The organism is Pseudoalteromonas sp. 0802 (assembly GCF_013350085.1).
In the GTDB taxonomy this organism is placed as follows: domain Bacteria; phylum Pseudomonadota; class Gammaproteobacteria; order Enterobacterales; family Alteromonadaceae; genus Pseudoalteromonas.
Genome location: NZ_JABVXE010000001.1, coordinates 197006 through 221929, shown reverse-complemented (window position 1 = coordinate 221929; position 24924 = coordinate 197006). Strand labels below are relative to the sequence as shown.

General features: G+C 39.5%; 29 protein-coding genes. 14 read left to right on the top strand and 15 right to left on the bottom strand.

All coding sequences use genetic code 11. The features are described from left to right. Positions 1-30: 30 nt before the first annotated feature. From plsX to yceD, 3 genes are read right to left on the bottom strand one after another with little or no spacing between them, the layout of a single operon-like run. Positions 31-1059 (bottom strand): phosphate acyltransferase PlsX, encoded by a 1029-nt coding sequence (plsX, locus tag HUS61_RS01075; RefSeq protein WP_175081846.1) that lies wholly within the window; start codon positions 1057-1059, stop codon positions 31-33. Positions 1060-1070: 11 nt separating this feature from the next. Further along, entirely contained in the window at positions 1071-1241 is a 171-nt protein-coding gene (gene rpmF / locus HUS61_RS01070; RefSeq protein ID WP_036967969.1) for a 50S ribosomal protein L32, read from the bottom strand. Positions 1242-1251: 10 nt separating this feature from the next. Next, positions 1252-1776 (bottom strand): 23S rRNA accumulation protein YceD, encoded by a 525-nt coding sequence (gene yceD, locus HUS61_RS01065; protein WP_054554711.1) that lies wholly within the window; start codon positions 1774-1776, stop codon positions 1252-1254. A gap of 141 nt (positions 1777-1917) precedes the next feature. Between yceD and HUS61_RS01060 the strand changes: the two genes are divergently transcribed. After that, positions 1918-2514: a nucleoside triphosphate pyrophosphatase gene (locus HUS61_RS01060; protein ID WP_175081845.1), complete on the top strand. Its 597-nt coding sequence runs from the start codon at positions 1918-1920 to the stop codon at positions 2512-2514. On the opposite strand, the gene HUS61_RS01055 is transcribed toward HUS61_RS01060, so the two are convergent. Together HUS61_RS01055 and rluC are read right to left on the bottom strand one after the other, a co-directional pair. After that, positions 2462-3154, bottom strand: coding sequence for an HAD family hydrolase (locus tag HUS61_RS01055; RefSeq protein WP_175081844.1), 693 nt, complete (start codon positions 3152-3154; stop codon positions 2462-2464). The two genes, HUS61_RS01060 and HUS61_RS01055, sit on opposite strands and share 53 nt — an antisense overlap. Further along, positions 3141-4109, bottom strand: coding sequence for a 23S rRNA pseudouridine(955/2504/2580) synthase RluC (gene rluC / locus HUS61_RS01050; RefSeq protein WP_054561362.1), 969 nt, complete (start codon positions 4107-4109; stop codon positions 3141-3143). The genes HUS61_RS01055 and rluC overlap by 14 nt, the downstream gene beginning before the upstream one ends. 619 nt (positions 4110-4728) lie before the next feature. Here rluC and rne point away from each other — a divergent pair. Further along, positions 4729-7890: a ribonuclease E gene (gene rne / locus HUS61_RS01045; RefSeq protein WP_175092366.1), complete on the top strand. Its 3162-nt coding sequence runs from the start codon at positions 4729-4731 to the stop codon at positions 7888-7890. 251 nt (positions 7891-8141) lie between these two features. Here rne and HUS61_RS01040 read toward each other — a convergent pair whose 3' ends face one another. From HUS61_RS01040 to yejK, 9 genes are all read right to left on the bottom strand, one after another. Beyond that, a complete protein-coding gene (locus tag HUS61_RS01040; protein WP_175081842.1) occupies positions 8142-9026 on the bottom strand; it encodes a PhzF family phenazine biosynthesis protein in 885 nt (294 codons plus the stop codon). Beyond that, positions 9026-9538 (bottom strand): GNAT family N-acetyltransferase, encoded by a 513-nt coding sequence (locus HUS61_RS01035; protein WP_175081841.1) that lies wholly within the window; start codon positions 9536-9538, stop codon positions 9026-9028. Before HUS61_RS01035 ends, HUS61_RS01040 begins: the two co-directional genes overlap by 1 nt. A 291-nt stretch (positions 9539-9829) precedes the next feature. After that, positions 9830-10282 (bottom strand): hypothetical protein, encoded by a 453-nt coding sequence (locus tag HUS61_RS01030; protein WP_175081840.1) that lies wholly within the window; start codon positions 10280-10282, stop codon positions 9830-9832. Positions 10283-10309: 27 nt separating this feature from the next. After that, positions 10310-11113, bottom strand: coding sequence for a hypothetical protein (locus HUS61_RS01025; RefSeq protein WP_175081839.1), 804 nt, complete (start codon positions 11111-11113; stop codon positions 10310-10312). A 60-nt stretch (positions 11114-11173) separates the two neighbouring features. Further along, on the bottom strand, positions 11174-11701 hold the full coding sequence (locus HUS61_RS01020; protein WP_175081838.1) for a TerB family tellurite resistance protein: 528 nt from the start codon (positions 11699-11701) through the stop codon (positions 11174-11176). 31 nt (positions 11702-11732) lie between these two features. After that, positions 11733-12188 carry a DUF3291 domain-containing protein gene (locus tag HUS61_RS01015; protein WP_175081837.1) on the bottom strand — a complete coding sequence of 152 codons (456 nt, stop codon included), beginning with the start codon at positions 12186-12188 and terminating at the stop codon, positions 11733-11735. A 265-nt stretch (positions 12189-12453) separates the two neighbouring features. Beyond that, a complete protein-coding gene (locus HUS61_RS01010; protein WP_175081836.1) occupies positions 12454-12798 on the bottom strand; it encodes a hypothetical protein in 345 nt (114 codons plus the stop codon). Between the two features lie 147 nt (positions 12799-12945). After that, positions 12946-13317 carry a hypothetical protein gene (locus HUS61_RS01005; RefSeq protein ID WP_175081835.1) on the bottom strand — a complete coding sequence of 124 codons (372 nt, stop codon included), beginning with the start codon at positions 13315-13317 and terminating at the stop codon, positions 12946-12948. Between the two features lie 122 nt (positions 13318-13439). Further along, on the bottom strand, positions 13440-14456 hold the full coding sequence (gene yejK / locus HUS61_RS01000) for a nucleoid-associated protein YejK (protein WP_054554703.1): 1017 nt from the start codon (positions 14454-14456) through the stop codon (positions 13440-13442). 63 nt (positions 14457-14519) lie between these two features. Here yejK and HUS61_RS00995 point away from each other — a divergent pair, with 63 nt between their 5' ends. The 6 genes from HUS61_RS00995 (at position 14520) to HUS61_RS00970 (ending at position 20187) form a co-directional block, all read left to right on the top strand. Next, complete coding sequence (locus HUS61_RS00995; RefSeq protein ID WP_054554702.1) at positions 14520-14732, top strand: DUF1414 domain-containing protein; 213 nt, start codon at positions 14520-14522, stop codon at positions 14730-14732. 5 nt (positions 14733-14737) lie between these two features. Further along, positions 14738-16231 carry a DUF3413 domain-containing protein gene (locus HUS61_RS00990; protein WP_175081834.1) on the top strand — a complete coding sequence of 498 codons (1494 nt, stop codon included), beginning with the start codon at positions 14738-14740 and terminating at the stop codon, positions 16229-16231. A 75-nt stretch (positions 16232-16306) separates the two neighbouring features. Further along, a complete protein-coding gene (locus tag HUS61_RS00985; RefSeq protein ID WP_175081833.1) occupies positions 16307-16786 on the top strand; it encodes a DUF4124 domain-containing protein in 480 nt (159 codons plus the stop codon). Between the two features lie 91 nt (positions 16787-16877). Continuing rightward, positions 16878-18602 (top strand): bifunctional isocitrate dehydrogenase kinase/phosphatase, encoded by a 1725-nt coding sequence (gene aceK, locus HUS61_RS00980; RefSeq protein WP_054554699.1) that lies wholly within the window; start codon positions 16878-16880, stop codon positions 18600-18602. A gap of 16 nt (positions 18603-18618) precedes the next feature. Next, the gene (locus HUS61_RS00975) at positions 18619-19557 is read left to right on the top strand and encodes a LysR family transcriptional regulator (protein WP_054554698.1); all 939 of its coding nucleotides are present in this window, start codon (positions 18619-18621) and stop codon (positions 19555-19557) included. Between the two features lie 186 nt (positions 19558-19743). After that, the gene (locus tag HUS61_RS00970) at positions 19744-20187 is read left to right on the top strand and encodes a PA2169 family four-helix-bundle protein (protein WP_058584881.1); all 444 of its coding nucleotides are present in this window, start codon (positions 19744-19746) and stop codon (positions 20185-20187) included. Between the two features lie 277 nt (positions 20188-20464). Here the strand turns inward: HUS61_RS00970 and HUS61_RS00965 are convergent, their stop codons facing one another. Next, positions 20465-21013, bottom strand: coding sequence for a hypothetical protein (locus tag HUS61_RS00965; protein WP_175081832.1), 549 nt, complete (start codon positions 21011-21013; stop codon positions 20465-20467). A 454-nt stretch (positions 21014-21467) separates the two neighbouring features. On the opposite strand from HUS61_RS00965, the gene HUS61_RS00960 reads away from it, so the two are divergent. From HUS61_RS00960 to HUS61_RS00935, 6 genes are all read left to right on the top strand, one after another. Further along, on the top strand, positions 21468-21761 hold the full coding sequence (locus HUS61_RS00960; RefSeq protein WP_175081831.1) for a hypothetical protein: 294 nt from the start codon (positions 21468-21470) through the stop codon (positions 21759-21761). A 116-nt stretch (positions 21762-21877) separates the two neighbouring features. Beyond that, a complete protein-coding gene (locus HUS61_RS00955; RefSeq protein WP_175081830.1) occupies positions 21878-22408 on the top strand; it encodes a hypothetical protein in 531 nt (176 codons plus the stop codon). A 109-nt stretch (positions 22409-22517) separates the two neighbouring features. Further along, entirely contained in the window at positions 22518-22868 is a 351-nt protein-coding gene (locus HUS61_RS00950; protein WP_175081829.1) for a hypothetical protein, read from the top strand. 472 nt (positions 22869-23340) lie between these two features. Continuing rightward, entirely contained in the window at positions 23341-23535 is a 195-nt protein-coding gene (locus tag HUS61_RS00945) for a hypothetical protein (RefSeq protein WP_175081828.1), read from the top strand. Between the two features lie 221 nt (positions 23536-23756). Beyond that, on the top strand, positions 23757-24245 hold the full coding sequence (locus tag HUS61_RS00940) for a hypothetical protein (RefSeq protein WP_175081827.1): 489 nt from the start codon (positions 23757-23759) through the stop codon (positions 24243-24245). A 315-nt stretch (positions 24246-24560) separates the two neighbouring features. Beyond that, positions 24561-24833, top strand: coding sequence for a hypothetical protein (locus HUS61_RS00935; protein WP_175081826.1), 273 nt, complete (start codon positions 24561-24563; stop codon positions 24831-24833). The last annotated feature ends 91 nt before the right edge of the window (positions 24834-24924 follow it).

The following is a 24924-nucleotide window of genomic DNA, read 5'->3' as shown; positions in this document are numbered from 1 at the left end:
GGCAGCATAACAAGTTTTAGATATGCTGCACTACTTTGTTGTTGGATGTGTTTGCTCAAAAATCGCAGCGATTTTTTCAGGGAGTTGGCGTTCGACTTCCCGCGCGGCTTCATCAATAGCAGCATGAAACGCCTTTGGTGAGGCATTGCCATGGCTTTTAACAACAATACCGCGCAATCCTACCAGACTTGCGCCGTTATACTGGTCGGGGTTCACCCGCTTGTAGAGTTTTTTTATCACTGGACGCAATAAAAACGCTAAACTTTTGTATAAGAAATGCTTGTGTAAGGCTTTGGTGAGTTTATGCATGATCAGTTTGGCAATACCTTCACAGGTTTTTAATGCCACATTACCAACAAATCCTTCGCACACAATAACATCGGCTTTTCCACTGAAAATATCACTACCTTCACTGTAACCTGTGTAGTTGAGATATTCACACTGCTGCATTAACTGTGCAGCTTGTTTTATTCCTTCATGCCCTTTGATGTCTTCAGAGCCAATATTCAATAAACTAACTCTTGGGTTATCACACCCAAGTGCCTGCCCTGCTACCACAGAACCCATAATGCCAAATTGATAAAGGGTTTGTGCATCACAATGCACATTCGCACCTAAATCAAGCAAATAAACAGGGTTTTTACGTTCGGTTGGAACAGCAGAGATTAATGCAGGACGTTTTACGCCTGGAAGCATCTTTAATACATAATGCGCCATAAAAAATAACGCGCCTGTATTACCAGAGCTTACACACGCTTGCGCTTCACCCGATTTAACTAAATCAAGGGCAACTCGCATTGATGAATCTTTTTTAGAACGAACCGCTAAAGCAGGTTCACACGCATTTGTGACGACTTCGCTACAATGGCGAATAATTAAACGAGGGTGTGAAACAGAATCGAGTGCTTCGAGTTCTTTTAGAATAACTTGCTGATTACCACATAAGATGAGTCTTAAGTTGGTATTAGCATTTACCGCTTGCACGGCAGCGGGGATAGATGAACGGGGGCCGTAATCGCCCCCCATCATATCTAACGCTATGGTTAGATTGGTCAGCATATAGCAATCTCTTAGTTAGAAATTACTTTAACGCCTTTGTAGTAACCGTCAGCAGTTACGTGGTGACGACGGTGAGTCTCACCAGAAACTTGATCTACAGTTAAAGTTGGACCACTGATCGCATCGTGTGAACGGCGCATGCCGCGTCTTGCACGAGACTTTTTGCTTTTTTGTACAGCCATTAGTCTTCTCCTAAGAATCTTTCTTAAGTTGTTTCAAAATATCAAATGGATTTGGTTTGTCATCTTTTGCTGCTAATTTACCAAAGCTAGTAGGCTCTGATGAATAACTGCATGAAGCTTCGTTGTGTGTAGGCACTATTGGAATAGCTAAAATCAGTTCGTCTTCGATTAACTCAAATACGTTGATTTCACCGTTTTCGTCCAGCTCTACTTCATCGTAACCTTCAGGTAGATGATCTGACTCTGCATCCAAACCAATTGGCGAATACACAAAGTCTTGTTCCAAATCCAACCCTAATTCTCCATTACAGCGTTGACAAGTTACAGTTACATGTGTTGATAAGTTACCACTTATTACCACTAAACCTTGCTCGTCAATTTTGCAATGAATCTTTACCGCTATTTCACCTGCTTCCTCCTGCACAACTTGCTCTAAACGAGAAAGTTTTTCAAGCGGGACAATACCGTCATACGTTAAACGATGTTGAGCTGCTTTGCTGGGATGAAGAGTGATGGGAATTTTCACCTTTTGCATAGGGGCTGCATCATATAGATAGTTAGTAAGTTAGTCAAAGTAAAAAACCAATTTTGGTAGGTTTTTAACGATCTTCTGCTTTGTTTTCGGATTCATTGTGGCTTATCCTTGGCAAAATACAATTTTCATCCAGAATTTATTATGAAACCAACACTTATATTAGCGTCAAGCTCACCATTTAGACAGCAATTATTAACTAAGTTTAACTTACCTTTTCAAAGTTTTTCTCCAGATATTGATGAGTCCCCTATCGCAGCTGAAACGCCAGAGCAATTAGTTGCTCGTTTAAGCGAACAAAAAGCCCGTGTTGCCAAACAACATTATAGTGAAGGTTTGGTAATTGGCTCTGATCAAGTTGCGGTATTCAACGATACAATTTTAGGTAAACCTCATACTAAAGAGAATGCCATTAAGCAGCTATCATCGTTTAGTGGCCATACAGTGACCTTTTTAACGGGTTTAAGTGTATTTGATATACAAAGCGATAAAGCAATTACCACCGTGGTGCCATTTGATGTGACATTTAAAACACTCACACTTGAGCAAATCAATGCTTATTGCGATGCAGAGCAGCCATATAACTGTGCAGGCAGTTTTAAAAGTGAAGGATTAGGAATCTGTTTATTTGAAAAGCTCAGTGGCGATGATCCTAATACATTGATAGGCCTGCCACTGATCACATTAACTAAAGTGCTGGCTGAGTTTGGTGTTGACGTGTTAACGCTGCAAGGGGCGTAGTTAAAACCTGCAAAAGTTGTTGGTATGAATCAACAACACATAACGGCGTATGTTGTTGCAACTGCGCCGGGCTATGGGCACCAAAACTCACTCCAATACAAGCAATACCTGCAGCATTAGCCATTGCCATATCCAGTTGACTGTCGCCAATCATCACAGCATCAGCTTTTGCTATACCCTGCTCGTGTAAAATTTGCTCAAGCATATCTGGAGATGGCTTCGACTCAGCATCATCTGAACATTTTACATTCACAAAATACTGACCAAGGCCTGACTCATTAAGAAGCCTATCGATGCCTTCACGTCCTTTTCCGGTAGCCACAGCCAATTGCATATTTGCATCGCTTAACTGCTTTAAAACGGATTCTACATCTTTAAATAAAGGTGTAGGTGTAACATCTAACTCACGGTACTGTGCTTTATAACCTGCAACGAGTTCGTCGCTTAAATGTAAATGCGCCGGAAAAAGCACTTCAGTGGCTTTTGCCAGCGACAAACCAATAACGTCTTTCGCTTGCTGCTCTGTTGGAACAGGAATACCTAAATCTCGCGCAGTATTTCGCAGGCAGGTAACAATTTTTGGCACAGAGTCCATCACTGTGCCATCCCAATCAAAAATAACCAGCTTAAACTTGTTCATTATCGGCACGTAGCTTTTTGATACAGTTTTGAAGTGCATTATCGAGTGGTGCTTCAACATGCATAGTTGTTTCGTTTTTAGGGTGCATAAAACGTAAATCATGGGCGTGTAAAAACAAACGATTTAAACCAGTCAGCTTATTTACGTATTGATCAAACTCTGCAACGCCGTATTTATCATCACACGCAATTGGATGACCTTTACATTGCGTATGTACACGAATTTGGTGAGTACGCCCTGTTACCGGCGACGCTTGCACTAATGAGCACTCAGCATATCGCTCAAGCACACGAAAACGCGTGTGCGATGGTTTACCTTCGGTATTATCAACACGCACCACACGCTCACCAGACTTCAAGGTGTTTTTACGAAGTCCTTCGGTAACGTTTTTCGTTTTAGAATCCCATTGACCATCAACTAATGCCCAATAGTTTTTCTCCATGGTTTTTTCACGTAACTGTTTATGTAAATCAGTTAACACTGAACGACGTTTAGAAATAAGCAAACAACCTGATGTGTCACGGTCTAGTCGGTGTACAAGCTCTAAACTACGCTCTTCAGGACGAAGTACGCGAAGCGCTTCGATTAAGCCATAACTTAGGCCACTGCCACCATGCACAGCCATACCCGAAGGCTTGTTGATCACCATTAAATACTTGTCTTCAAACAAAATGGCGTCTTCAAGTTGTTTTACTTTATCGAGTTTTTTTGGCACAAACTCTTCTTTTTCGGCCACTTTAATAGGTGGAATACGAACCACATCATTAAGTTGTAGTTTGTAGACAGGTTTTATGCGTTTTTTATTTACTCGCACTTCGCCTTTACGAAGGATTTTATAAACTGCACTTTTAGGCACACCTTTTAGGTGAGTAATAAGAAAGTTATCAATACGTTGACCTAGATGGTCTTCACCTATGGTAACAAACGAAACTTGTAAGCCGGTTTTTTCTGACATTGCCTAATCACTGATTTAAGTAAATAATTTAGTTGCTAACGCGACTGTAATAGTGGGATAATCACCGTCGCGAACATAAAGTTTGCAAGTAACAACGGTGCTTTTATCACATTAATACATTCGTGAAGCATATTCTGGGTTGCCGATCATACAGATCCGCGCTAAGTTTTCCAAAGCTTTTATAATTACCCAGCCAACACGAGCGTTCAATTATCGGCGATGCGCGTAATATATTGCCTGAATAATTTGAGCACGAATGTTGATTAATGAACATAAAAAGCAATTGAACAAGATAAATTGACTGATAGTGACGACGTAGCAACGTCATTCAGAAGCAGCTGTTGTAGCAAGACATTGAATAAAAATTTGAACATGGTCGACTTCGGGACAAAACTCGTAAATTAAAACCGCAGAATTGGCGGCAGTTTTGACACCTATAAGAATTTAATAACGTGACAACATGTTATTGTCAGCCACACCTAGTGATGCTCAATGTAAGCAAACAACTTCAGGTTTTGACTTTACCCAGTCGTGAGACTGCACAAAAACAACCGTCAGAAACCACTGAACAGACGAGTTTATATCGTCATGTCAGCGACAGAATTAGTAGAGTAACAATATGAAACGTATGCTAATCAATGCGACGCAGCAAGAAGAAATGCGCGTTGCACTGGTTGATGGCCAGCGCCTGTATGATTTAGACATAGAGAGCCCAGGTCACGAACAAAAAAAAGCAAATATTTACAAGGGTAAAATTACCCGTATCGAACCGTCACTAGAAGCTGCCTTTGTTGATTATGGCGCTGAGAGACACGGTTTCCTTCCTCTTAAAGAAATAGCTCGCACCTACTTCCCACAAGGCTATACATTCCAAGGTCGTCCAAATATCCGTGACGTGATCAAAGAAGGCCAAGAAGTAATTGTGCAAGTTGATAAAGAAGAGCGTGGCCAAAAAGGCGCTGCGTTAACGACTTTTATCAGCGTTGCAGGTAGCTATTTAGTACTTATGCCTAACAACCCTCGTGCCGGTGGTATTTCTCGCCGTATCGAAGGTGATGAGCGTACTGAACTTAAAGAAGCACTGAGCCGTTTAGAACTACCTAAAGGCATGGGCTTAATTGTTCGTACTGCAGGTGTTGGTAAATCATTTGAAGAACTAGAGTACGACTTAAAAGCACTATTAGTGCATTGGCAAGCAATTCAGCAAGCTGCTGATAGCGGCCCTGCTCCGTTCTTAATTCACCAAGAAAGTAACGTAATTTTCCGCGCAATCCGTGACTATTTACGTCGTGATATTGGTGAAATTTTAATTGATAAAGCACGTGTATTTGAAGAAGCGAAAGCCCATATTGAGCGTTTCCGTCCTGACTTCATGAGCCGTGTTAAGCTTTATCAGGGCGATGTACCACTATTCACCCACTACCAAATTGAAAGCCAAATTGAGTCTGCTTTCCAACGTGAGGTTCGCTTACCATCAGGTGGTTCAATTGTAATTGACCCAACTGAAGCGCTTACGTCTATCGATATCAACTCATCTAAAGCCACTAAAGGCGGTGATATCGAAGAAACAGCACTTAATACTAACTTAGAAGCGGCAGACGAAATTGCCCGTCAATTACGTTTACGTGACTTAGGTGGTCTTATTGTTATCGACTTCATCGATATGACACCACCACGCCACCAACGCGAAGTAGAGAATCGTTTAAAAGACGCTGCTCGCCCTGACCGTGCCCGTGTACAGATTGGTAAGATCTCACGTTTTGGTCTGCTTGAAATGTCGCGTCAGCGCTTACGCCCTTCATTAGGTGAAGCAAGCCAAGGTCCATGTCCTCGTTGTAATGGCCAAGGTACGATTCGTTCTAACGAATCAATTGCACTGTCTATCCTTCGTTTAATCGAAGAAGAAGCAATCAAAGACAACACATCACAAGTAAATGCACAAGTGCCTGTGGCTGTTGCCGCTTACCTATTAAACGAAAAACGTCGTAGTGTTCAACGCATCGAAAAGCGCCACAACGTTGATGTTGTGATCATTCCTAATCAACACATGGAAACGCCACATTACGAAGTAGTTCGCTTACGTAAAGACGAAACAATCGAAACAGTAAGCTACGAGCAAGTTGTTGCTCCTGAGCCAGAAGCATTTGAAATGGCTAAAGCGCCTTCAGCACCAGTTCGTGAAGAGCCGGTTCTTAAAGGTGTTGTTATGCCTACTACACCTGCGCCTCAAGCTGCACCGAAAGCTGAGCAAACAACACCTGCGGCTAAAAAGTCAGAAGGTGGATTATTTGCTGCCATTGGTAAGTTCTTCAAGTCGTTATTCAGCAATGCCGAAGAAGAAGCTGAAAAAGAGCAAGAAGAGAAAAAAGCTGCACAAAGACGTAGCAATAATCGTCGCAACAACGACAACCGTCGCCGTAGCAACAACCAGCGCCGTCGCAACTCTCGTAATAAACGTCCTGACGATGCACAAGCTAAAGAAGAAAACACAAATACTTCAAATAAGCCTGAGCAAAAAGAAGGTAACGAGAATCGCAACAAACGTCGTCGTAATTCTAACAACAGAAAACGTAATGAAAAACGTAATGATGATGTAGAACAAACGAATAAAGACACTGCACCAGAGACGAAGTCTGAGCAGCCAAAGGAAACTAAACCTAAGGTTCGTCGTCAACGTCGCAACTTACGCAAAAAAGTTCGCGTAACAGATGAAAGCGCAGATGAAGCAAAAGCAGTACAAACGACTGAAACAACTGAGCAAGCACCTAAAGCTGAAAAACCAGCTAAGCCTGCAAAAGAAAAAGTAGCAGTTGAAACTGAACAAGCAGAAAAGCCCGTTGCTGAAAAGCAAGTACCTGCAGAACCAGTAAAAGCTGACGCTGAGCCTAAACAAACAGAGCAAACTGAATCGGTAGTTGAATCATCAACTGATGAAGAACAAGCTCAACCTCGTACACGCTCACGTCGTTCACCTCGCCACTTACGTGCTGCTGGTCAACGTCGCCGTCGCCCTGAGCATGATGAAAAATCAAGTGATGAGAAAGCTGATGCGCCAGCATTTATTCCAGTTGCCGACCAAGCTGCTGCTGAATATGAAGCTGAGCTAAAAGCAAAACAGGCTCAAACTGAAGAACCAGTAAAAGCTGAAGAGCCAGTAAAAGCTGAAGAACCAGTAAAAGCTGAAGAACCAGTGAAAACTGAAGAACCAGCAAAAGCTGAAGAGCCAGTTAAAACTGAAGAACCAGTAAAAGCTGAAGAGCCAGTTAAAACTGAAGAACCAGTAAAAGCTGAAGAGCCAGTTAAAACTGAAGAACCAGTAAAAGCTGAAGAGCCAGTTAAAACTGAAGAACCAGTTAAAGCTGAAGAACCAGTGAAAGCTGAAGAGCCAGTACAAGCTGAAGAGCCAGTTAAAGCTGAAGAACCTGTTAAAGCTGAAGAGCCAGTACAAGCTGAAGAGCCAGTACAAGCTGAAGAGCCAGTTAAAACTGAGGAACCAGTACAAGCTGAGGAACCAGTGAAAGCTGAAGAACCAGTTAAAACTGAGGAACCAGTAAAAGCTGAAGAACCTGCTAAAAATGAAAAAACTGTTTTAGTAAAAGGTTCAGCAAGCGCTGCGATGGCAAAACCAGCACCGGTTGCAGACAGTGAACCAGAGCCAACACCAGCAGCCATGGCACATGATAAACGTGTTGCTATTCCTGATAGTGGCCTTCGTGCAGGCTCAATTAAACCTGCTGGCAGAGCCCGTGCAGATATGGCAAAAACCTTAGCGGCTGAATAATTTAGTCACTTAAGTAAAAAAGCCGCGTTTTTAACGCGGCTTTTTTGTATGTCATGTTTGTAAATAATACCAATTCGCTTAATTTAGTGGTCTATTTTGAGGCAAGGAAACCTCATTGATAGCAAGGCAAAAATTTCGTTATTTAGTTGTGCTCGGCAATTGCTCCTGCATTGCTCTACCTTCTGCATCCATGCAGTCGTAAATCAGAAATTTTTAACGCAGATAGCGACTGGTTTAATCCCTAAAAAAGATTAAGTATTATTGCCAATTGGTATAACAATATCTTGTGTGCCTAGGTGATTGGCATAACCGCCCACAAGAACCTTATAAACACCCTGCTCATCCGAATAAACACTGGCAGAAATATGTGAACTACAACCCATTGCTCGGCCTTGTTCAAACTTGAAATGGTTTTCTTGCTGTACAAATACATGCTTTGATAAGTAGCATGCAAGCGCACCACTGGCGCTACCGGTCGCTGATTCTTCAGGTATACCAACCAAAGGCGCAAAGTTACGACAACTCGCTGTGAGCTCACTTTGCTCTTCACATAATTCGAAGGCATGCACACCAATCACGTTATGCTTTTGGCAGAACTTGCTCAGCGCTTCTTCATCTATAGTGATTTTATCTAAATCGCCATTAGGCACAGCGACAATAATATCTGGTAAGCCTGTGGTTATTACATCGATTGGCAAGCCTGTTTTTGCCAGTGTTGTTTCATCAAGCCCTAGTAAGCCTGCAAGGTCATCATAAGCAAAGTTGCCAAGGTAATTTGGTAAGGCTTGCTCCATCGTAATTTGCCCATCTGCGGCAATTGTTACGCCTAACAAGCCTGCTTTTGTTCGCTGTGTGTAATAACCAGGGTTTAAGAAGCCCTGTTCAAAGAGCGTAGCAAACACCGCAAGTGTTGCATGGCCACAAAAATCAACTTCTTCGGTTGTCGTATAAAATGACACAGCAAAGTCAACTTCATGATCTTGCGCCACAAATGCAGTTTCTGAAAAACCGATTTCTTTTGCAATCGTCAGTTTTTCTGCGTTTGTGAGTTTATCTGCATTCAACACAACACCTGCTGGGTTGCCGCCTGTATTATTTGCACTAAAGGAGTTAACTAAAAATGCAGTTATTGTCATTATTGTATTCCGTGATTTAAATTAAATTCATAAAACAGCATGCCATTTTCCTTAGGCGCTTGTTCTTCAAAAGCCAACTTTTTTAAAAGATTAATTGATGGGATATTTGACTCATCAACACCAGCGATGAGCTTATGCCAGTGTGACTGAGTACCAGCCAAGTTTATAAATCCCTGCAATAACTCAAATGCAAGACCCTGCCCCCAATATTGCTCAGCTAACAAATAACCGATATGAGCATCATGCTTTTCGGTATAGATAAATAAAAGGCCAACAACTTCTTGATGTTTAGATTGCAGCATTAATAATCGGCACTCATTAAGCATGTTAGCCAGCCACTTTTCAGCAGCAGCTATAGAATCTATCCCCTGAAAATAACCAGGTAAGTTTGCAACTACAGCTGGGGTTAATATCGTTGGCAAGGCAATCGTTAATTGATGATGCTCAACCTTTGACGAGCTTGCGTCTATTTCAATCACATTTAATCTTTTCGTACTGAAAGATAAATTCATTTTTCATCACCCAGAAAAGCATTAGTTAAGCCATTTATTTGAAACAATTAAGATTGCAACACTAACGCTTATTACAGCAAATAAAAGACCGATAATCAGTTGCTGGTATGCAATGAAGATCGAAAATCCAATAGCGGCACCGATACAAAAAAATAGCCCAGTATTAGCTTTGTTACGTTTTATCATAGTCGTGTCCCTTATTTAGCTGTTGCTTTATCCCTAGTACTCATTTTTTACATTACTTCTGCCCTGAATATCCATGTTGCTGCAAGGCAAAATTATTAAATGAAGTTACTTTTCTATGACCTCTAGTTCATCGTATTCATATTTAGAAATTTTTATTGCATAGGCTTTACTGCGCCACTTACTTCTCGACTCAGCGGATACATTTGCATGATCTAGCGTTGTTTTAATCATAAGTAAGAATGAATCATCATGTTCTACAAAACTAACGTATTGCCAGCCTTTGGATTTTGGTAATTCAAATAAGGCTGGAACTTCGTAAAGATCGCCTGTATTTACTGATATGAATAACCTAGCATTTGGGCAAGTTTGATATTCACCATCACATTCAGTCTGCGACTCCCAGCTTTGAATGACCCTAATTTGCGGGAAAGATTTATTCTTATAAAGCACTTCCATAGAAGAAAATATAAAGCTAAGTTCAGTATTAGCCAGCTTCTGAACCGATTTAGCCTGACAGCTTGACGCAAGCATTAACAACACTAGAATCTTGTACTTCACATAATCAACCTTGTTATTCGGTATTCATTACTGTTTCGGTAAGTCAGGGTCGAGCTTCCCGCCTTCGTTGATATAAACGCTGTCCTTTATCAATTCCGACAAGTACTCAGCATAACCTTTTAACTCAGGATCAGTCACCGATTTCAATGCTGTTTCCAAATCGGCCCAGTAACTTACAGTTTTATTTTGCTCTGCAAACTGCTTTGAGTAGTTTGTCGCCAAATAAAGGTATTCAAGTCGTTTATATCCATCTAAATCTCCATTTAGGGCATGTTGAATCTCTTGAAATGCTCTAGCTCGATAGCTATTTGCCTTATTAAGGTTACCTAAAGACTGCTGCCAACGAGCAAGGATTCTTAGCAACTTATTTTTAAAAAATTCATCTTTTTCGCGAAATGCGTAAGTTTGCTCGAGCAAAGCTAATTTTTGCTCGAGAGTTGGCTTCGAAATGTGTTGAGACGCAAGAAATTCCGTTATTCTCTCAATTTCTTCAGGTTTAAGTTCGTCAAAATCACCAATTAAAGCTATAAAACCCGATGTCTCGCAAAACCAAATGCCATTTCTATCCGTATGCGGCCAAAACACCTGATCATATTTTGATGGCCAACTGTAAATATAACCACCATAGCTTGCAGGCTCAGCAACCGCACATTTTGCACCCTTAACGATTGGGTCATCTACTTCTAACTCTCCCCACGTTGTTGAGTTAGCAAAAGATGATAAAACCAATAAAGCCACTGATAACTTTTTTTTCATAAAAACTCTCTTATAAATATCTTTAAAAATTAGATTTGTTGTTACATCTTCACGATATTCACTAGAACGTTTCAAAATCAGTTAAGGGGTTATAATTGTCATTTTAATTTTCAGCTGGTTGGTTTTATGGATGAATTACCACTTGCCAGCAGCCTCCCGAGGGCATGCATTTTTTATCTCTGTGACAAGTTTTCTTTGCTGAGCCGTCGGTTCACCTTCAACATTCGCTACCTCATCGACGAGATAACAAATTGAAGCTGCTTGCTCTTTTGTTACTTTATCTAAGCATCGCTCAATTACTTTGTGAGGTTTATCGTAAACGTCGCTAGTATGCCCTAATAAATGCGTACTTGAGCGTAATAAATCAGTTGCTTCTTTCATAGTTAAATGAAATTCGCTGTTAAAAAGAGCTAGAATTTTTTCTTTTTGTTCTTTACTCATTTCACCGTCTATTTTGGCCACTGCGACCATATATAACGCAGCTACATCCATGGGTGAATCTAACTTAAATGCAGGATTTAAATCATGGTGTTTCCTGAATTTACGACGTCGGTACCAGCTAAAAGGATTCAACCAACCAATATCTATCCCCCCTTCTTGAAGTCGATTCAGTAACACCAAAATGGTCACTACAATACCTAAAACACCTAATACAACATGCATAATTTTTCCTTATTTTTATTGCAGTCTATTGTTATTTATATTTTTTAAATTCTTCAGCCGTAAAATTACTTTTAAACGTAAAAGCACGTGGAGTGTCGCCGTTTTCTCGCAGATATTGCAACTTTTCTAATGCCTCTTGAGGGGTTGGAATATGGTTATCTTCAACCCACCATAGAACATAGCTATCTTCTGATAAGCGCTGAAACCATTCACCTTTTCTGCGCATGAAATCTCTGTGATGTGTGCGAAACATAAAATTTTTAAGATCTTCAACGCTTTCCCACACAGACATATTGATTATCATATTCGGATCATCAAACAATTTAATATTGGTAGCATCGCCTGATTCGTCTTTTAATCGCCATACAAAACCTGCACTGTTTTCAGCAACGCCATTTATTAAATCAAGATTATCAACAAAATCTTTTATTTCTGGGGCATCCAATGGATATTTAGTAAGAGCAATATTTAGTTGGGCAAGTTTCATTTATGACTCTCCTTAGCCATCGGGGGAATTTGTACCTTTAATGTTTTAAAACTAAGCGATACTGAAGGAAAAGAAAAGCATTTTTACACCTTCCACTATTCGAATTTTTATATTAACCATGCTTAAAACCATCAGTAGATGTTTTACTAAATCAATAATGGCAAATGGAAGAACTTTATCTAATCTCCGCCACCGCAATCACCGCCGCCGTCAGAACATGAACTGTCTGATAAACTAAAGCAAAGAAAATATTAGAAGTAAATTTTTACTTTAGCTTAGGTAAAGCGAGTTGAAGTTCTAAAGCTGTAAATTCTTCTTTCGTGTAAGGCCCAAAAACAAACTCATTATGCTCTGCATATTTATGGTCGTTCACTTTATCAATATAAAAGTAAGAACAGATATTTTCAGGGCAAGCCAAAACCGAAATGTATTTATCGTTTGACGCAATCAATTTAGGTTCATTTATACGTCCAATGAATGCACCTTCACCAATTGAGTAGCCTAACTTTTTTGAGTTATCACTAAAATAGACTTGATATGGAGGTTCTTCCCAAAGCGGTGAACAACCAAGAACAAACAGTGATATGAATAATATAAGTTTCTTTGTCATTATTATGCGAGCTAATTTTTGTTGTTATTTAACCAATCAAAAGACTTCTCTAAGAACGAATGAGCATCACCCAACACCAGTTTATCATGTGCCATTACAAGCTTCTTAGCGTGCCAACCTAGTATGGTATTAAGATGGCTTTTAATCCTAAATCTCTTGGCATATAAGTTTGAGCTTTGCTTTTTTAAAGCGATTCATAAAAGAGTTTAAATAAATAAACTGACCGTATTCATCCATCGTTGACTCTCTGTGAGATACACCTAACCAATGCTGGTAAAAGTCATCAAAGTCAGAATAAGCAATTTCTTTTGAGGCCCCTTCTACTAACCAACAATGTTCTATATCTATTAAATCAAGGTTAATTATTTTGCTTAAACTCAGCCCGTGCATTGCAAGCAATAATTTGAGCTCTTCTAAATTATTCAGGCATACAGATTCTTGCAATTCAAACCGAGACTCTAAATTATTTAACATATTAGTATCTAAACTATTTGCCGCTACAAAACTATAGTGATGCAATGTTTCTTCCTTGTAGTAGTAATAGTGTTTTAAAGTACCCAAAACTAAAAAGCCCAGCAAGTGCTGGGCTATAAAAATAGTATCTATCGGCTTATCGCTTAAAGCTTTAAGCTTAAACCTGATTAACTTTCGTCTTGCTCCATAAAGCGCTGAAGCTGGTCTTTAAGATTAGGTGGAATACCTTTGATCACTAGTGTATCGGTTGCTTCGTTATACATGACGCGCTCACCTAAGTGTTTACGTTCAAAGCTCACGCTAACACCGCCGCCCATGCCAGAGAACTTAACCATGCTGGTAACTGTTTTTTTATCAACAGGGAAAGACTCTTCTAAGTCATAGCTTTGCTCTTGGCAGAAGCTTTCAAATGGGCTGTCGTCATTTTTCGATAAGGTTGCAGAAAGCTCTTTAACGTTGGCATCTTCACCTGTGGTTACGCAATCATTACAGTAATCAAAAACTTGCTTACGTAGCTCATCTTTCTCTGACTTGTCGTATTGTTGCTCAGATAAATAGTCTTCTACAGCACTAAGCATAACTTGGCTTTGCTGTTTAGGATCAATGCCCTCTTCGCAGCCTAAAAAGTCTAAAAAGAAGTCAGCCACTTTACGACCTGCACGACCTTTAATAAATGACACATAGCGATTATCTTCTGGTTGCGTATCCCACGCAGTTAAATCGACACGTGCAGCTAGTTGCATACGCGAAATATCTAAGTGACGAGATGAAGCCAAATCAAGCTCAGAAGTAATTGAGTAATGCTCTTTAATATTGATCATCGCAATTAACAAAAAGTCACTTGCAACATATTGATAATGGCAAAAAACTAAATAACCCGTTTCATTAAAGGCATACTTATTTAACTCTTCTTTTAGCACATTTGTTGCTTGCTCTGTCATGTGCCAAAAACCAAGTTCGTCGTTACGGTAACTTTGCATTGCTGAAGCAACAATGCTGTTTTTCTCGCCACTGAATGCACAGTAGCCTTTACCTGGCTTACCATTATATGCATGGTGTAGCTGCTCTATAAAAACGGCTACTTTATCGTTAACAACCATCTCATCATTGCGTAAATGAATATCTGTATCGTCATCTTTTTTGTCTACATAATGAACGACTAATTTTTTAACATCTATTGTCATCTTTGTTTTTCACGCCTCTGGTGTTAAAATACGGGAATATAACTCTTTTTATCGAACCAACTGATGCCTATCATATCAAAATATTCTAATGACCAAGTAGAACAAATCGTTGATCAGCTGATTGATGTACTAACAGAGCACAAAGCGCCTGTTGATTTAAGCCTTATGTGTTTAGGAAATTCTATCACGCATATTTTAAAAGAGCATGTACCATCAGAGAAAAGACAAGCTGTTGCCGACAACTTTGCCAAAGCATTAGCACAGTCGGTTAAATAAGATTTATGAATTTATCGCAACAAAGTCAGTTTTCTTCAAAAGTAAGTCAGCTTTTAAGTTGGGGCCATTGGTTCACCTTTGCAAACATAGGTTTAGTGCTATTTATTAGCTTAAGCTACTTAGTTGCAGACAGTGCACCGACTACCTTCATGGGCTATTTATACATGCTCGTGACCTGGTTAAGCCACACCAGCTTTATTACTTTTATTGCCTTTGTTTTAACGATATTTCCATTAAGCTTAGTGTTTCCATACCCTCGGCATATCCGAGGGATGGCAGCCATTATTGCAACCCTCGGCGCGTCATTCTTAACGCTTGATGCCTATGTTTATTTTAACTTGGGTTATCACTTAAATACGTCTGCTCTACCTGAAATCGTTTCTTTGTTGTGGCACCGTTTAACAAGCTCACCAGCATTAACAACGATTCTTGCAGGCGGCATTGTGCTGCTAATTTTAGCGTTCCAATTATTAGTCAGTAACTACACCTGGCACCACTTGGCGCGCTTAAAGCAATATAAGTTCCCGCGCTATGCAACCAGCACAATTTTAGTGTGTTTTGCACTTAGCCACAGTATTCATATTTGGGCTGATGCCAATTTAAAATTTGATATCACTAAACAAGATAATGTATTGCCGTTGTCTTACCCTACAACAGCTAAAAGCTTATTAGCTAAAAACGATTTACTAGATCTAGAAAGCTACAAAGAAGCACACGATGTGAGGCTTGACCCACATAATATTGATTACTTAGCTCCTACTCCACTTGCCGAGTGCAAAGCTGAGTCGAGTGCGACTATCGATATTTTAGTATTTGAAAATAATGCTGACCTTGAGCAATTTGTTTCCACTGAGCCAGCATTACGTAAAACAGACTTGTTCTTACAACCTGTAGAAACCGAAGATACGTTATTTAGTTTAGTGTATGGCCTGCCAGCATTTTACAAAGCCCCTATTCTAGACAAACAGCAACTGCCTGTGTGGCTTGCTGATAATCGCTCAATTCAAATTAATGGTTTTGAGCAATTCGACTTTATTAATAACGACGACCAAAACCCAGCGGTTCGCCTTGTACGTGCAGACGCTACAACACAAGCGCGTGAATCTGCTAATGCCGTGTTTGCCTTTAGTCTTGCACAGCAGAGCAATGGTATTGTTACAGCCTCTCGTTTATACAGCTCAGATAAAAAAGTTGTACAAACCGAAGGCCTTATTCAACCAAGTGATATTATCGCCACCAGCGTGGGACATTACCTAGGTTGTAAAAAACTCGCTAAACAAAGCATGTTGGGTAGTAACTTATACAAACGCCATGACGACACGGGTGTTAACTACTCGCAAAATGTGTTCATCGCATTTAAAAAAGACAGAATTACTCTGATAGATTCAGACGGTAACTTTAAAAACATTTCAGCAGCGCAAGGCTTTGCCATTGAACAAGGCTTAGATATTCCATTCTTAGTGCAAAGCATTAAAAAGCTGAAACGATATACGCCCTAGCGCTTATTGATAAATCAATATTTCGAGCTAGCTTTAGATATTAGACACCTTATTTGATTAGGAGACACGGACGTCATGAAAGCCATAATCATTTATCTAATATCACTTACACTACTTTGTTTTACCAACAGCTCACTTGCTGCCACCACAGAATACTATAAATGTGTCACAGACAGAGGCACCGTATTTAGTGAATTTCCCTGTGGTAGCCGTGCAACCAAACATAAAATTCAAGTAACCGACCCAGACTTACAAGCTCCGCAAAACTTTGTTAAAGAGCTCAACGAGCTTGAGCGCCAGCAAATTATCAGAAACCTCGAAGCTGAAATTCGCAGCTATAAACACCGTTTAGATATTTTAAGCCGTGATCGAGACCGAGCTCAGTACCAGCAAGAGCAGCGCTTAAACCGAATTTTGTCTGATAAAGAAGCTAAACAAATTAATAAAGACATAAAAAAACAGCTAAAAGCAATTAACAAGCAATACGGGCGCGACGTAAAAAGTGTTAATAAAAAACTCGCAAATCTAGAGAAAAAACTAGCTCGCTATAATTAAATACACTTTACTATTGGGTTTGAAGAATAAATAACATATTCTTAACACCAATAGAGTTATTGCTCTATGTTGGTATAAGTAAGGAGTTTATATGCAGCCACAACACATTGCAGAGTTAATTTTATCTGGGTTTCGCAATCACTATAAACTCTTTCAAGCAATTACAGCCAAGGCACCACTTGCGTTTGCACATCGTGATTGGCAAAAAATAAATGAGATAAGCAAACTTAGAATTAGCCATTACGATGATCGGGTTAACGAAACCATTGCTAAGCTCAAGTCGCTCAACGAACAGCAAATTATTACCTTAGATCAAACCTGCTGGCTCGAAACCAAACAGCTCTATCAGCAATTTTTGCGCTTTCACCCTCAAGCAGAACTCGCCGAAACCTTTTACAACTCTGTTTTTTGTCGTTTATTTCATCGTCGTTATTTTAATAATGACTTTATCTTTGTAAAAGCGACGCTTGCAGATGCCCCCGCGCTACCAATGGAAGTTGAATACCGCAGTTACCACCCTGTTGTTGATGGCTTAAGACCCACGATACGCAAAATTATTAATCAGTTTGATTTTAAAGCGCCCTTTGTTGATTTAGAACGCGATATTCGCTTGCTCGTAAAAGCCTTTTATAAACAAGCGCCCGATACACATCACCAAGCATGGCAAATGCGCTTTGATATACTGCAAGCCCCGTTTTACCGAAACAAAGCGGCTTATATTGTTGGCCGCGTGGTGTCAGAAAGTGGCGTACAGCCATTTATTATTGCGGTGTTACACCATGAAGACAAAGGGCTATACCTTGATGCCCTACTCACCAAATCATCGCAAATGCGGGTTATCTTTGGTTTTGCCCGTGCTTATTTTATGGTTGAAACCCATGCGCCATCAGCGTTAGTACGCTTTTTAAATCAACTTATGCCAAACAAGACCCTGGCAGAGCTTTACAATGCAATAGGCTTTCATAAACAAGGTAAGACCGAGTTTTACCGAGAGTTTTTAAGTCATTTAGATCATTCAAACGATCAGCTTGTAATTGCCCCTGGTACACCGGGTATGGTGATGATGGTATTTACCCTGCCTTCGTTTGGCTATGTATTTAAAGTCATTAAAGACACCTTTGGTGAAAGCAAACCTTTTGGCCGCGATACCGTATTAAAACGCTATCAATTAGTAAAAAGCCATGACCGTGTTGGCCGCATGGCCGACACCATAGAGTATTCGAACGTCGTATTTCCACTAGCCCGATTTGATAGTAAATTACTTGCAGAGTTACATAAAACCATTGGTTCTTCGATGATTATTGAAGGCGAATGGTTAATCATCAAGCATTTGTATATAGAAAGACGCATGACACCGTTAAATCTCTATCTTGAAAATGCCAGTGAACAACAAGCGTTTGAAGCAATAGAAGAATATGGCCAAGCTTTAAAAGAAATGATCGCCGTAAATATTTTCCCCGGCGACATGCTGTTGAAAAACTTTGGGGTGAGTAAACATAATCGCATTATTTTTTACGACTATGATGAAGTTCAGTATCTAACAGACATGAACTTTCGCGCCTTACCAAAAGCAAAGTCGTACGATGATTACTTAACCAATGAGCAAAGCTACTCTGTAGCACCGCAAGATGTGTTTCCAGAGCAATTATGTACTTTTGTGACAGCAAACCCGGTGTATAAGCAATATTTATTGAGTACACACCCAGAGCTTGAAGATCCAGCCTATTGGCGACAAGCACAATACAATTATAAGCAAGGTGTAGTTAGCCACATTTATCCATACCCTGCTGCACAACGATTTATCCATTATTGGTAAACACCAAGGACACACAATGAATATAAGTAAAATAGATTTAAACTTACTTGTTTACCTAGATACGTTACTAAGGGAGTGTAATGTAACTAAAGCTGCTAACCAGCTAAGCATTACGCAACCTGCCATGAGTAATGGCCTAAAAAGGCTCCGTAATTTATTTAACGACCCTATTTTAGTGCGTACCAGCGAAGGTATGGTACCAACAGAGCGTGCAAAAGAGCTACAGCCGGTGATCCGCGGCATTTTAATGACCCTTGAAGAAACACTTGCACCAAACCGCGAATTTGAAGCATCACAAAGTAAACGTGTTTTTCGTATCATGGCCAGTGACTATGCTGCAAGTACCCTTGCCCCTCGCTTATTAAGTAAATTACACGAAGAAGCGCCCGATACCACACTCGATATTTTGACCCCGAGTGATGTAACCTTCCACGACGTTGAAAACGGTAAGGTAGATATGGCTATCAACCGCTTTGAAAACTTACCGCAATCTTTTCACTATAAACAAATTTGGAAAGACAGCTTTTGTTGCCTAGTAAAAGCAGATAACCCAATTATCAAAGACTTCAGCCTCGACAGCTATTTAAAAGCGCGTCATATCTGGGTAAGTAAAACAGGCTTTGGTGTAGGTGTTGGTATGGACCCAAAAGATGTGCAAAAACTAGGTTGGGTAGATGAGGCGCTCGCTCACTTTGGTAAACACCGTAATATTGCCACCTTTACCCGTAACTACCACGTAGCTATTCACTTAGCGAAAGAACAAAACTTGGTTGCAACGCTGCCTTCAAAAGCCGCAAATATTTATTTAGACGATCCGGGCCTTAAAATTCTTGAGCCGCCATTCCCTATTCCGCCGTTTGAGCTCGATATGATTTGGAGCCCGCTATTACATCGTGATGCAAGCCATATTTGGTTACGCCAAAAGGTTGCAGAAGTAGCCGACGAGCTTAAGTAAGATTTTACCAACCAGATTGTAATTATTGCTGATAAGCAAAGTGTTAGCTTAGCTTATCAGCAGCACCTCTTCGATTAAAAACCAATAACCACCTGAAATACAATAACTTTATATTTAAGTAATGAACTGGAATATGCTTTGCAAGTATCTAATTGCATTGTTTTTAATATTCAAAAAGAGGTCATTATGAATACTCATCAAGGACAAGACGTTCATCATATTGCAGATATCATCCAAGTTATGAATAGCGGTATCGATTTTTATGAAAAAGCTCAGGAAAAAGTAACCGACCCAAGCATAATTGCCTTATTTCAACGCATGATAGATGCGCGTAAAGTAAGTGTTGAGCGCTTACAACCCTATGCTATTAACGAAAATGGCGAGCGCGAAAACGGCTCTGACTTTGCTGTAGAAGCGCGTAAAGCTTATACATCAGTAATCACCAAACTCGGTGCCGACAAAAATGCCACCTATGTTAGTGAACTTGAAGAAGTTGAAGATAAAACACTAGCCGAAATCAAGCATGCGCTTAAAAAGCCACAACCACATGATTGTGAAGCCGCGTTATCAAAAACCTTGCTGACAATTCAAAGTTGTCATGCTGAAATGAGTAAAATGAAAAAGCATTAAATTGTGAAAGTGCAAAGCCCAGTTAAGCTGGGCTTTTATCTGTTTAGATAAACGACTTGTATCTCATCTGAGAGTTTAACTATTAGGTTGGAGGTTTATTTTACAGACGCTATAAGTTAGCAGTGATGGTCAGGAAAATAATCTCTGAAGTCAAAATCTGCCCTCTATGGCCTTTGTAATACTCGGTACTATCCATGCTTAACTAAGAATCCTAACACAGCCATATGGACGATTTGCATACGTCGCCTAGCCCATAGAAAGAGTTGTAATGGCCTTGTTAGCTTTTTCCGAATTTCTGGATAATCAAAGCAATTGAATCAGCTTCCATTTTGTGAGGCATAGATTGATAATTATAGGTGGATATTTCAACAAAATAGGCCTTGTACCATTCTGCTGCACTCATGGTTACTTCATTTATTTTAACGCCTAAAGGTCGACTATCATTCACGTCAATGCTAGCTTGTAATTTAAGTGATAAGTCTACAGAGTTTTTAGCCAGCTGGGGACCGACATGAACCATTAGCTTAAAGCCATTTTTTTGGGCTCTCAGTGCTAATTCATTTGCTCTATTTACTTCGAAAGTATCATGTATTTGCAGATAAATTACTAAGTCCATTACAGAGTCGATGTAGTTCTCTGCTTTCGTTTTAATAATTTCCAAATTTTTTTGGGTATTTTGAGCATTAATAACCTTAATGTCCTTTTCTGCCATAATGGTATTACTCTTAATCAAGAACATGCCTGTCACCAAGGCGGACATCAACCCAACCACCACTGCAGCCGCGGAGCTAATTAAAACAACTCTGATGTCACTTTTTGATTCCACAATTCCCCCTTATAGTTCGTTACTGACTTTAAAACTAACGCTTCCCTACCGACGGTAAATATTTGGCTAAAATATCAACAATGCAGCACAAACCAATATCTTAGTCTGGCCGCTATCCATTCGGTATGTTAGCACAGTGTTGTTTATGCTATAGCTCCCGGTAATGCTTAACGCATTATAATGCATCAATTACACATAAATTTGACTAGATTAACAATTTTATTTTCACGCTTAAATTTTCATTTCTTTGAACTAAAACTATATATATACAGCCTTAGTTCAATGGCTCGCATAATCAAGAAACGACCCTTTCGCTCGTTTTATACAGTTAAAAAGCTAACACGACTAGATTTTTTTAACAGTGGTAATTAGTTAACAAGTTTGTTAAAAATAAACCAATAAGAAAAACGCGCAATTTGCTCGCTATAAACATGTTAGGTGACAAGGAAGGTTGATGAAGCACTACTTCTGGCATTGGGACGAGTCCCGTGGCGATGAATATGACAACTGGGGAACATCAGACTGGTATTATGAAGTCGCTGACGATGAATCTTACAATAGAGTCATTCAAATATATCAATCGGGTAACGCATTGTTTTACAGCAGGGAGCATATTGAGGATAAGTACGGCATTTTACCTGAGGGTAGTTTCGGCTGTTGTGAATATGGCGAGGAGCCTATCTCTGCAGAAGCTTTCAATAAACTGGTAAAAGAAACTTCATTTACTAATGTCAGCAATGTCACCTAACAAACGCATTAAATCGCTCGCAAGCTCGCTGGGACGCTAACACATGGGCAGCGCCACTTCGTTCCTAATTTTAGCCCATATGTTATCGCCCTTTATGCGGGTGTTAGGTGTACTTGGTGTTTACTTCTGAACCAAATTATTCTCAATATACTCATGAGGAACTTTTAGATGTTTTAGAGCATATTGATCGGGATAAATATCATCATAGGTATCAAATTGTACTTAAAGAAATAGACAATAGAAATAAAGGTATTTCTCCAAAAACTAGCTCTAAATGTAAGTCACCAATAAGTTCTGTTAAAAACGATGATAACGTTGTAATTAAAGCAATAACTAATTTAAGGTTAAATACCTCGCGGCTTTTGAAAACTATTTTTCTTTTAGGTTGTATTTTTATTTTCTTGGCATTTGTATTTACACCACAATCCGATGGGTTCGGTGACTTCGTAGCTTTTATAGTGTTTTTATTTTTAAGCCCATTTTTACTTGTTTATTGCATTCATGCAGTAAAAACTGGAGAAATAGAAATTAAAGCAATAACTGTTAGGCGCAGTGAATCACCCGGTTGTTTTTGGTTAGGTATCGTCACGTACGCAACATTTTCAATTTTTGTTTTGTTTACTCTAATTTGGAATACATACACCTAACAAGGTAAATTAAACGTGCGGACAAAAACAGTTGGCTTTGTTCGTGCATCACAAATTTTGCAACTACTTTTTGCCGTTTATCGCGGCGTTAGCTATATGGTGTAATCGAATGAGAGTTTTAGTCTATTTTTTATTGGTTGGTTTAATAGCTTGTAGTAATAATTATCAAGTTTCTACAATCAATTATAAGAATTTAACAAAATCTCAAACTTTTACATTAACGAGTACATGCGGAGATAAAGTTATAGCTATTAAGATAGAAGGCTATGGAAACTCTACCGGTTCTTCCGTTATACATTTGATGCTAAACGGTGAAGCGTATAAATCTGAAACTCTAGATGGTGAGTTCAAATTTAAATGGTCTGGTGACTGGTACAGCGAAAAGGCTATTATTCGTTACATTGCAAACTCAGATAGCATAACTAATTTAACTTTGAGCTACAGAATGGAATGTGTATAGCTAACAAATCAATCAATGGACGAAAAACAGTTGGATTTACTCACTGCTTTCGTTTTTTAGCCAATAATTACCTCCTAAACGAGGCATTATATACCCTTTAAAAATATGGATATTGAACTACTATATGCCGCTAAAGCGGCTCACAAAAAATCGATATATCATCGAGATTCTTTGCGAAATAGCAACAAATGTGGTTGTTTCTATTGCCTCGATATATTCGATTACAAAAATATCCTATATTGGACAGATGATGGGGATACAGCTCTTTGTCCAACTTGTGACATAGATTCAGTCATTGGCGATGATTCTGGTTATCCTGTTACAGAAGAGTTCTTATCAGCTATGCAACAAATCTGGTTCAGTGCGTAATGAGTATGGGCGCAAAACGCATGGCTTGTACTCCATCGTCGCAAATATTAACCAAGCTTAATACGCCCCAAATTGCGACGTATTTGTGTTTAGGAGTGGTGCAATGAGCGAGCTAAAAGGAATGACTGTAAATGAGCGGCTTTTTACACTCAATAAATTCGAAGCATTCGATGAAGCAATTAAATCTAAAAGTACTCATCAGGCAGTGAACATTCTAATTCAATGTGAGCTAGCCAGAGAAGAAGCTTTAAAAATCGTAAAAACGATTTTCCAAACCCCGGACAAATATGGCTACTAATATATCGGTTTGGTTCAGTTTTGATACACACATAGCAAGGCACTTAAAATTGACCGGACGCGTAACATTTGGCTCGCGCTTGTTCCTTGCAAATTATAGCCAAGTTTTAGTTGCCGCTTAGTGTGGCGTTAGCTTTTTGAGAGAATTGTTTGCACCCTGTCGAGTTAACTTTCTATAGATTAGTATCCAGAGAAATCGAATTAAATGACTTCGAGAATTGGGTGTACACGGAAACTACACTCGAACAAACCTTAGACTCTGATGATTATCTCGAAATCATTTCAATAAACTACAAAACGCCTTCCAGTTTATATGAAGCCCAAAAAGTGCTCTCAAAGTATTTTTCTATGGGTAAATATTATGAATGGAGTATTCGCAACATCCTCCATAAAATAATTGCTAAGCCGCACGATGTGGATAAATATATCGAGCAATGCTATGACCTATATTGCGAAGGATTTGGTTTCATGGATAACCTTGGGTTAGGTTACGGTCTTGGATTAACTTGCCCAGATGGTTTTAATGATAAAGTTGATGAATTCTACCCTCACATTGCTGAAGAAGTCGAAAGAGTAATATTGTGGCTAGATACAAGAAAAATAGTAATAACGGGGCATAGTGGTGAGTATCAGGGTATCGAATACGATGATAATCGAAGCCACAAAGAAAAAGAGCCAACAAGTTATAAAATACAAAAATCAAAAAAGTGATGGCAGTTTTGGTTGTAAGTACAGCTAACAAACACTTGCCCCAAAACGTGTTAAGGCGAGTTACTCAAAAGAGCGAACTTCGGCCTTTCACAATTGCTTTTCTATTTCGCCAAACTATATTGCTCGCATAGTCAAGAAAACGACCCAATCGCACGTTTTTATCCTGAGGTAAAAGCGAGAACTCCTAAATTTTAATAACACTGGCAATTAGTTAACAAGTTTGTTAAAAATAATCTAATAAGAAAAGCGAGCGATGCTATAGAAGAAAAACGCGCGATTCGCTCGCTATAAACATGTTATGTGCCAGAGTAACTGATGTCTAATATAGAAAAGCTGCGAACAAAATATAGTCTTTCAATTGAATCTCCATTCACTACTTTAATCAACGGAGAAGCTTTTGAATTTGATGCATTGATAAGTGGATATGGCGCAAAAAATGGGATGCTCATTTCCACAAATGGCCATTTTATGAATGCAAACCGTGATGAAATATTGACGAATGGGTACGGTTATTCTTGCTTCAACATCCATGGACGAGGTGTAACAGAGAACTTCGACGAAACACTCGAAGACTGGGGGAAAGTTTAAAATACTTTCTTTGTGTTGAGTTAGTGGCACATAACAAACAAATGTTGGGGACACAAACACGCGGGCTCTGCTTCGCAGTATAGCCCACGCG

Excerpts from the sequence above, each read along its gene's own strand:
- plsX (WP_175081846.1), bottom strand. The coding sequence starts at position 1,059 with ATGCTGACCAATCTAACCATAGCGTTAGATATGATGGGGGGCGATTAC.
- rpmF (WP_036967969.1), bottom strand. The coding sequence starts at position 1,241 with ATGGCTGTACAAAAAAGCAAAAAGTCTCGTGCAAGACGCGGCATGCGC.
- yceD (WP_054554711.1), bottom strand. The coding sequence starts at position 1,776 with ATGCAAAAGGTGAAAATTCCCATCACTCTTCATCCCAGCAAAGCAGCT.
- HUS61_RS01060 (WP_175081845.1), top strand. The coding sequence starts at position 1,918 with ATGAAACCAACACTTATATTAGCGTCAAGCTCACCATTTAGACAGCAA.
- HUS61_RS01055 (WP_175081844.1), bottom strand. The coding sequence starts at position 3,154 with ATGAACAAGTTTAAGCTGGTTATTTTTGATTGGGATGGCACAGTGATG.
- rluC (WP_054561362.1), bottom strand. The coding sequence starts at position 4,109 with ATGTCAGAAAAAACCGGCTTACAAGTTTCGTTTGTTACCATAGGTGAA.
- rne (WP_175092366.1), top strand. The coding sequence starts at position 4,729 with ATGAAACGTATGCTAATCAATGCGACGCAGCAAGAAGAAATGCGCGTT.
- HUS61_RS01040 (WP_175081842.1), bottom strand. The coding sequence starts at position 9,026 with ATGACAATAACTGCATTTTTAGTTAACTCCTTTAGTGCAAATAATACA.
- HUS61_RS01035 (WP_175081841.1), bottom strand. The coding sequence starts at position 9,538 with ATGAATTTATCTTTCAGTACGAAAAGATTAAATGTGATTGAAATAGAC.
- HUS61_RS01020 (WP_175081838.1), bottom strand. The coding sequence starts at position 11,701 with ATGCATGTTGTATTAGGTGTTTTAGGTATTGTAGTGACCATTTTGGTG.
- HUS61_RS01015 (WP_175081837.1), bottom strand. The coding sequence starts at position 12,188 with ATGAAACTTGCCCAACTAAATATTGCTCTTACTAAATATCCATTGGAT.
- HUS61_RS01010 (WP_175081836.1), bottom strand. The coding sequence starts at position 12,798 with ATGACAAAGAAACTTATATTATTCATATCACTGTTTGTTCTTGGTTGT.
- yejK (WP_054554703.1), bottom strand. The coding sequence starts at position 14,456 with ATGACAATAGATGTTAAAAAATTAGTCGTTCATTATGTAGACAAAAAA.
- HUS61_RS00995 (WP_054554702.1), top strand. The coding sequence starts at position 14,520 with ATGCCTATCATATCAAAATATTCTAATGACCAAGTAGAACAAATCGTT.
- HUS61_RS00990 (WP_175081834.1), top strand. The coding sequence starts at position 14,738 with ATGAATTTATCGCAACAAAGTCAGTTTTCTTCAAAAGTAAGTCAGCTT.
- HUS61_RS00985 (WP_175081833.1), top strand. The coding sequence starts at position 16,307 with ATGAAAGCCATAATCATTTATCTAATATCACTTACACTACTTTGTTTT.
- aceK (WP_054554699.1), top strand. The coding sequence starts at position 16,878 with ATGCAGCCACAACACATTGCAGAGTTAATTTTATCTGGGTTTCGCAAT.
- HUS61_RS00975 (WP_054554698.1), top strand. The coding sequence starts at position 18,619 with ATGAATATAAGTAAAATAGATTTAAACTTACTTGTTTACCTAGATACG.
- HUS61_RS00970 (WP_058584881.1), top strand. The coding sequence starts at position 19,744 with ATGAATACTCATCAAGGACAAGACGTTCATCATATTGCAGATATCATC.
- HUS61_RS00960 (WP_175081831.1), top strand. The coding sequence starts at position 21,468 with ATGAAGCACTACTTCTGGCATTGGGACGAGTCCCGTGGCGATGAATAT.
- HUS61_RS00950 (WP_175081829.1), top strand. The coding sequence starts at position 22,518 with ATGAGAGTTTTAGTCTATTTTTTATTGGTTGGTTTAATAGCTTGTAGT.
- HUS61_RS00945 (WP_175081828.1), top strand. The coding sequence starts at position 23,341 with ATGAGCGAGCTAAAAGGAATGACTGTAAATGAGCGGCTTTTTACACTC.
- HUS61_RS00935 (WP_175081826.1), top strand. The coding sequence starts at position 24,561 with ATGTCTAATATAGAAAAGCTGCGAACAAAATATAGTCTTTCAATTGAA.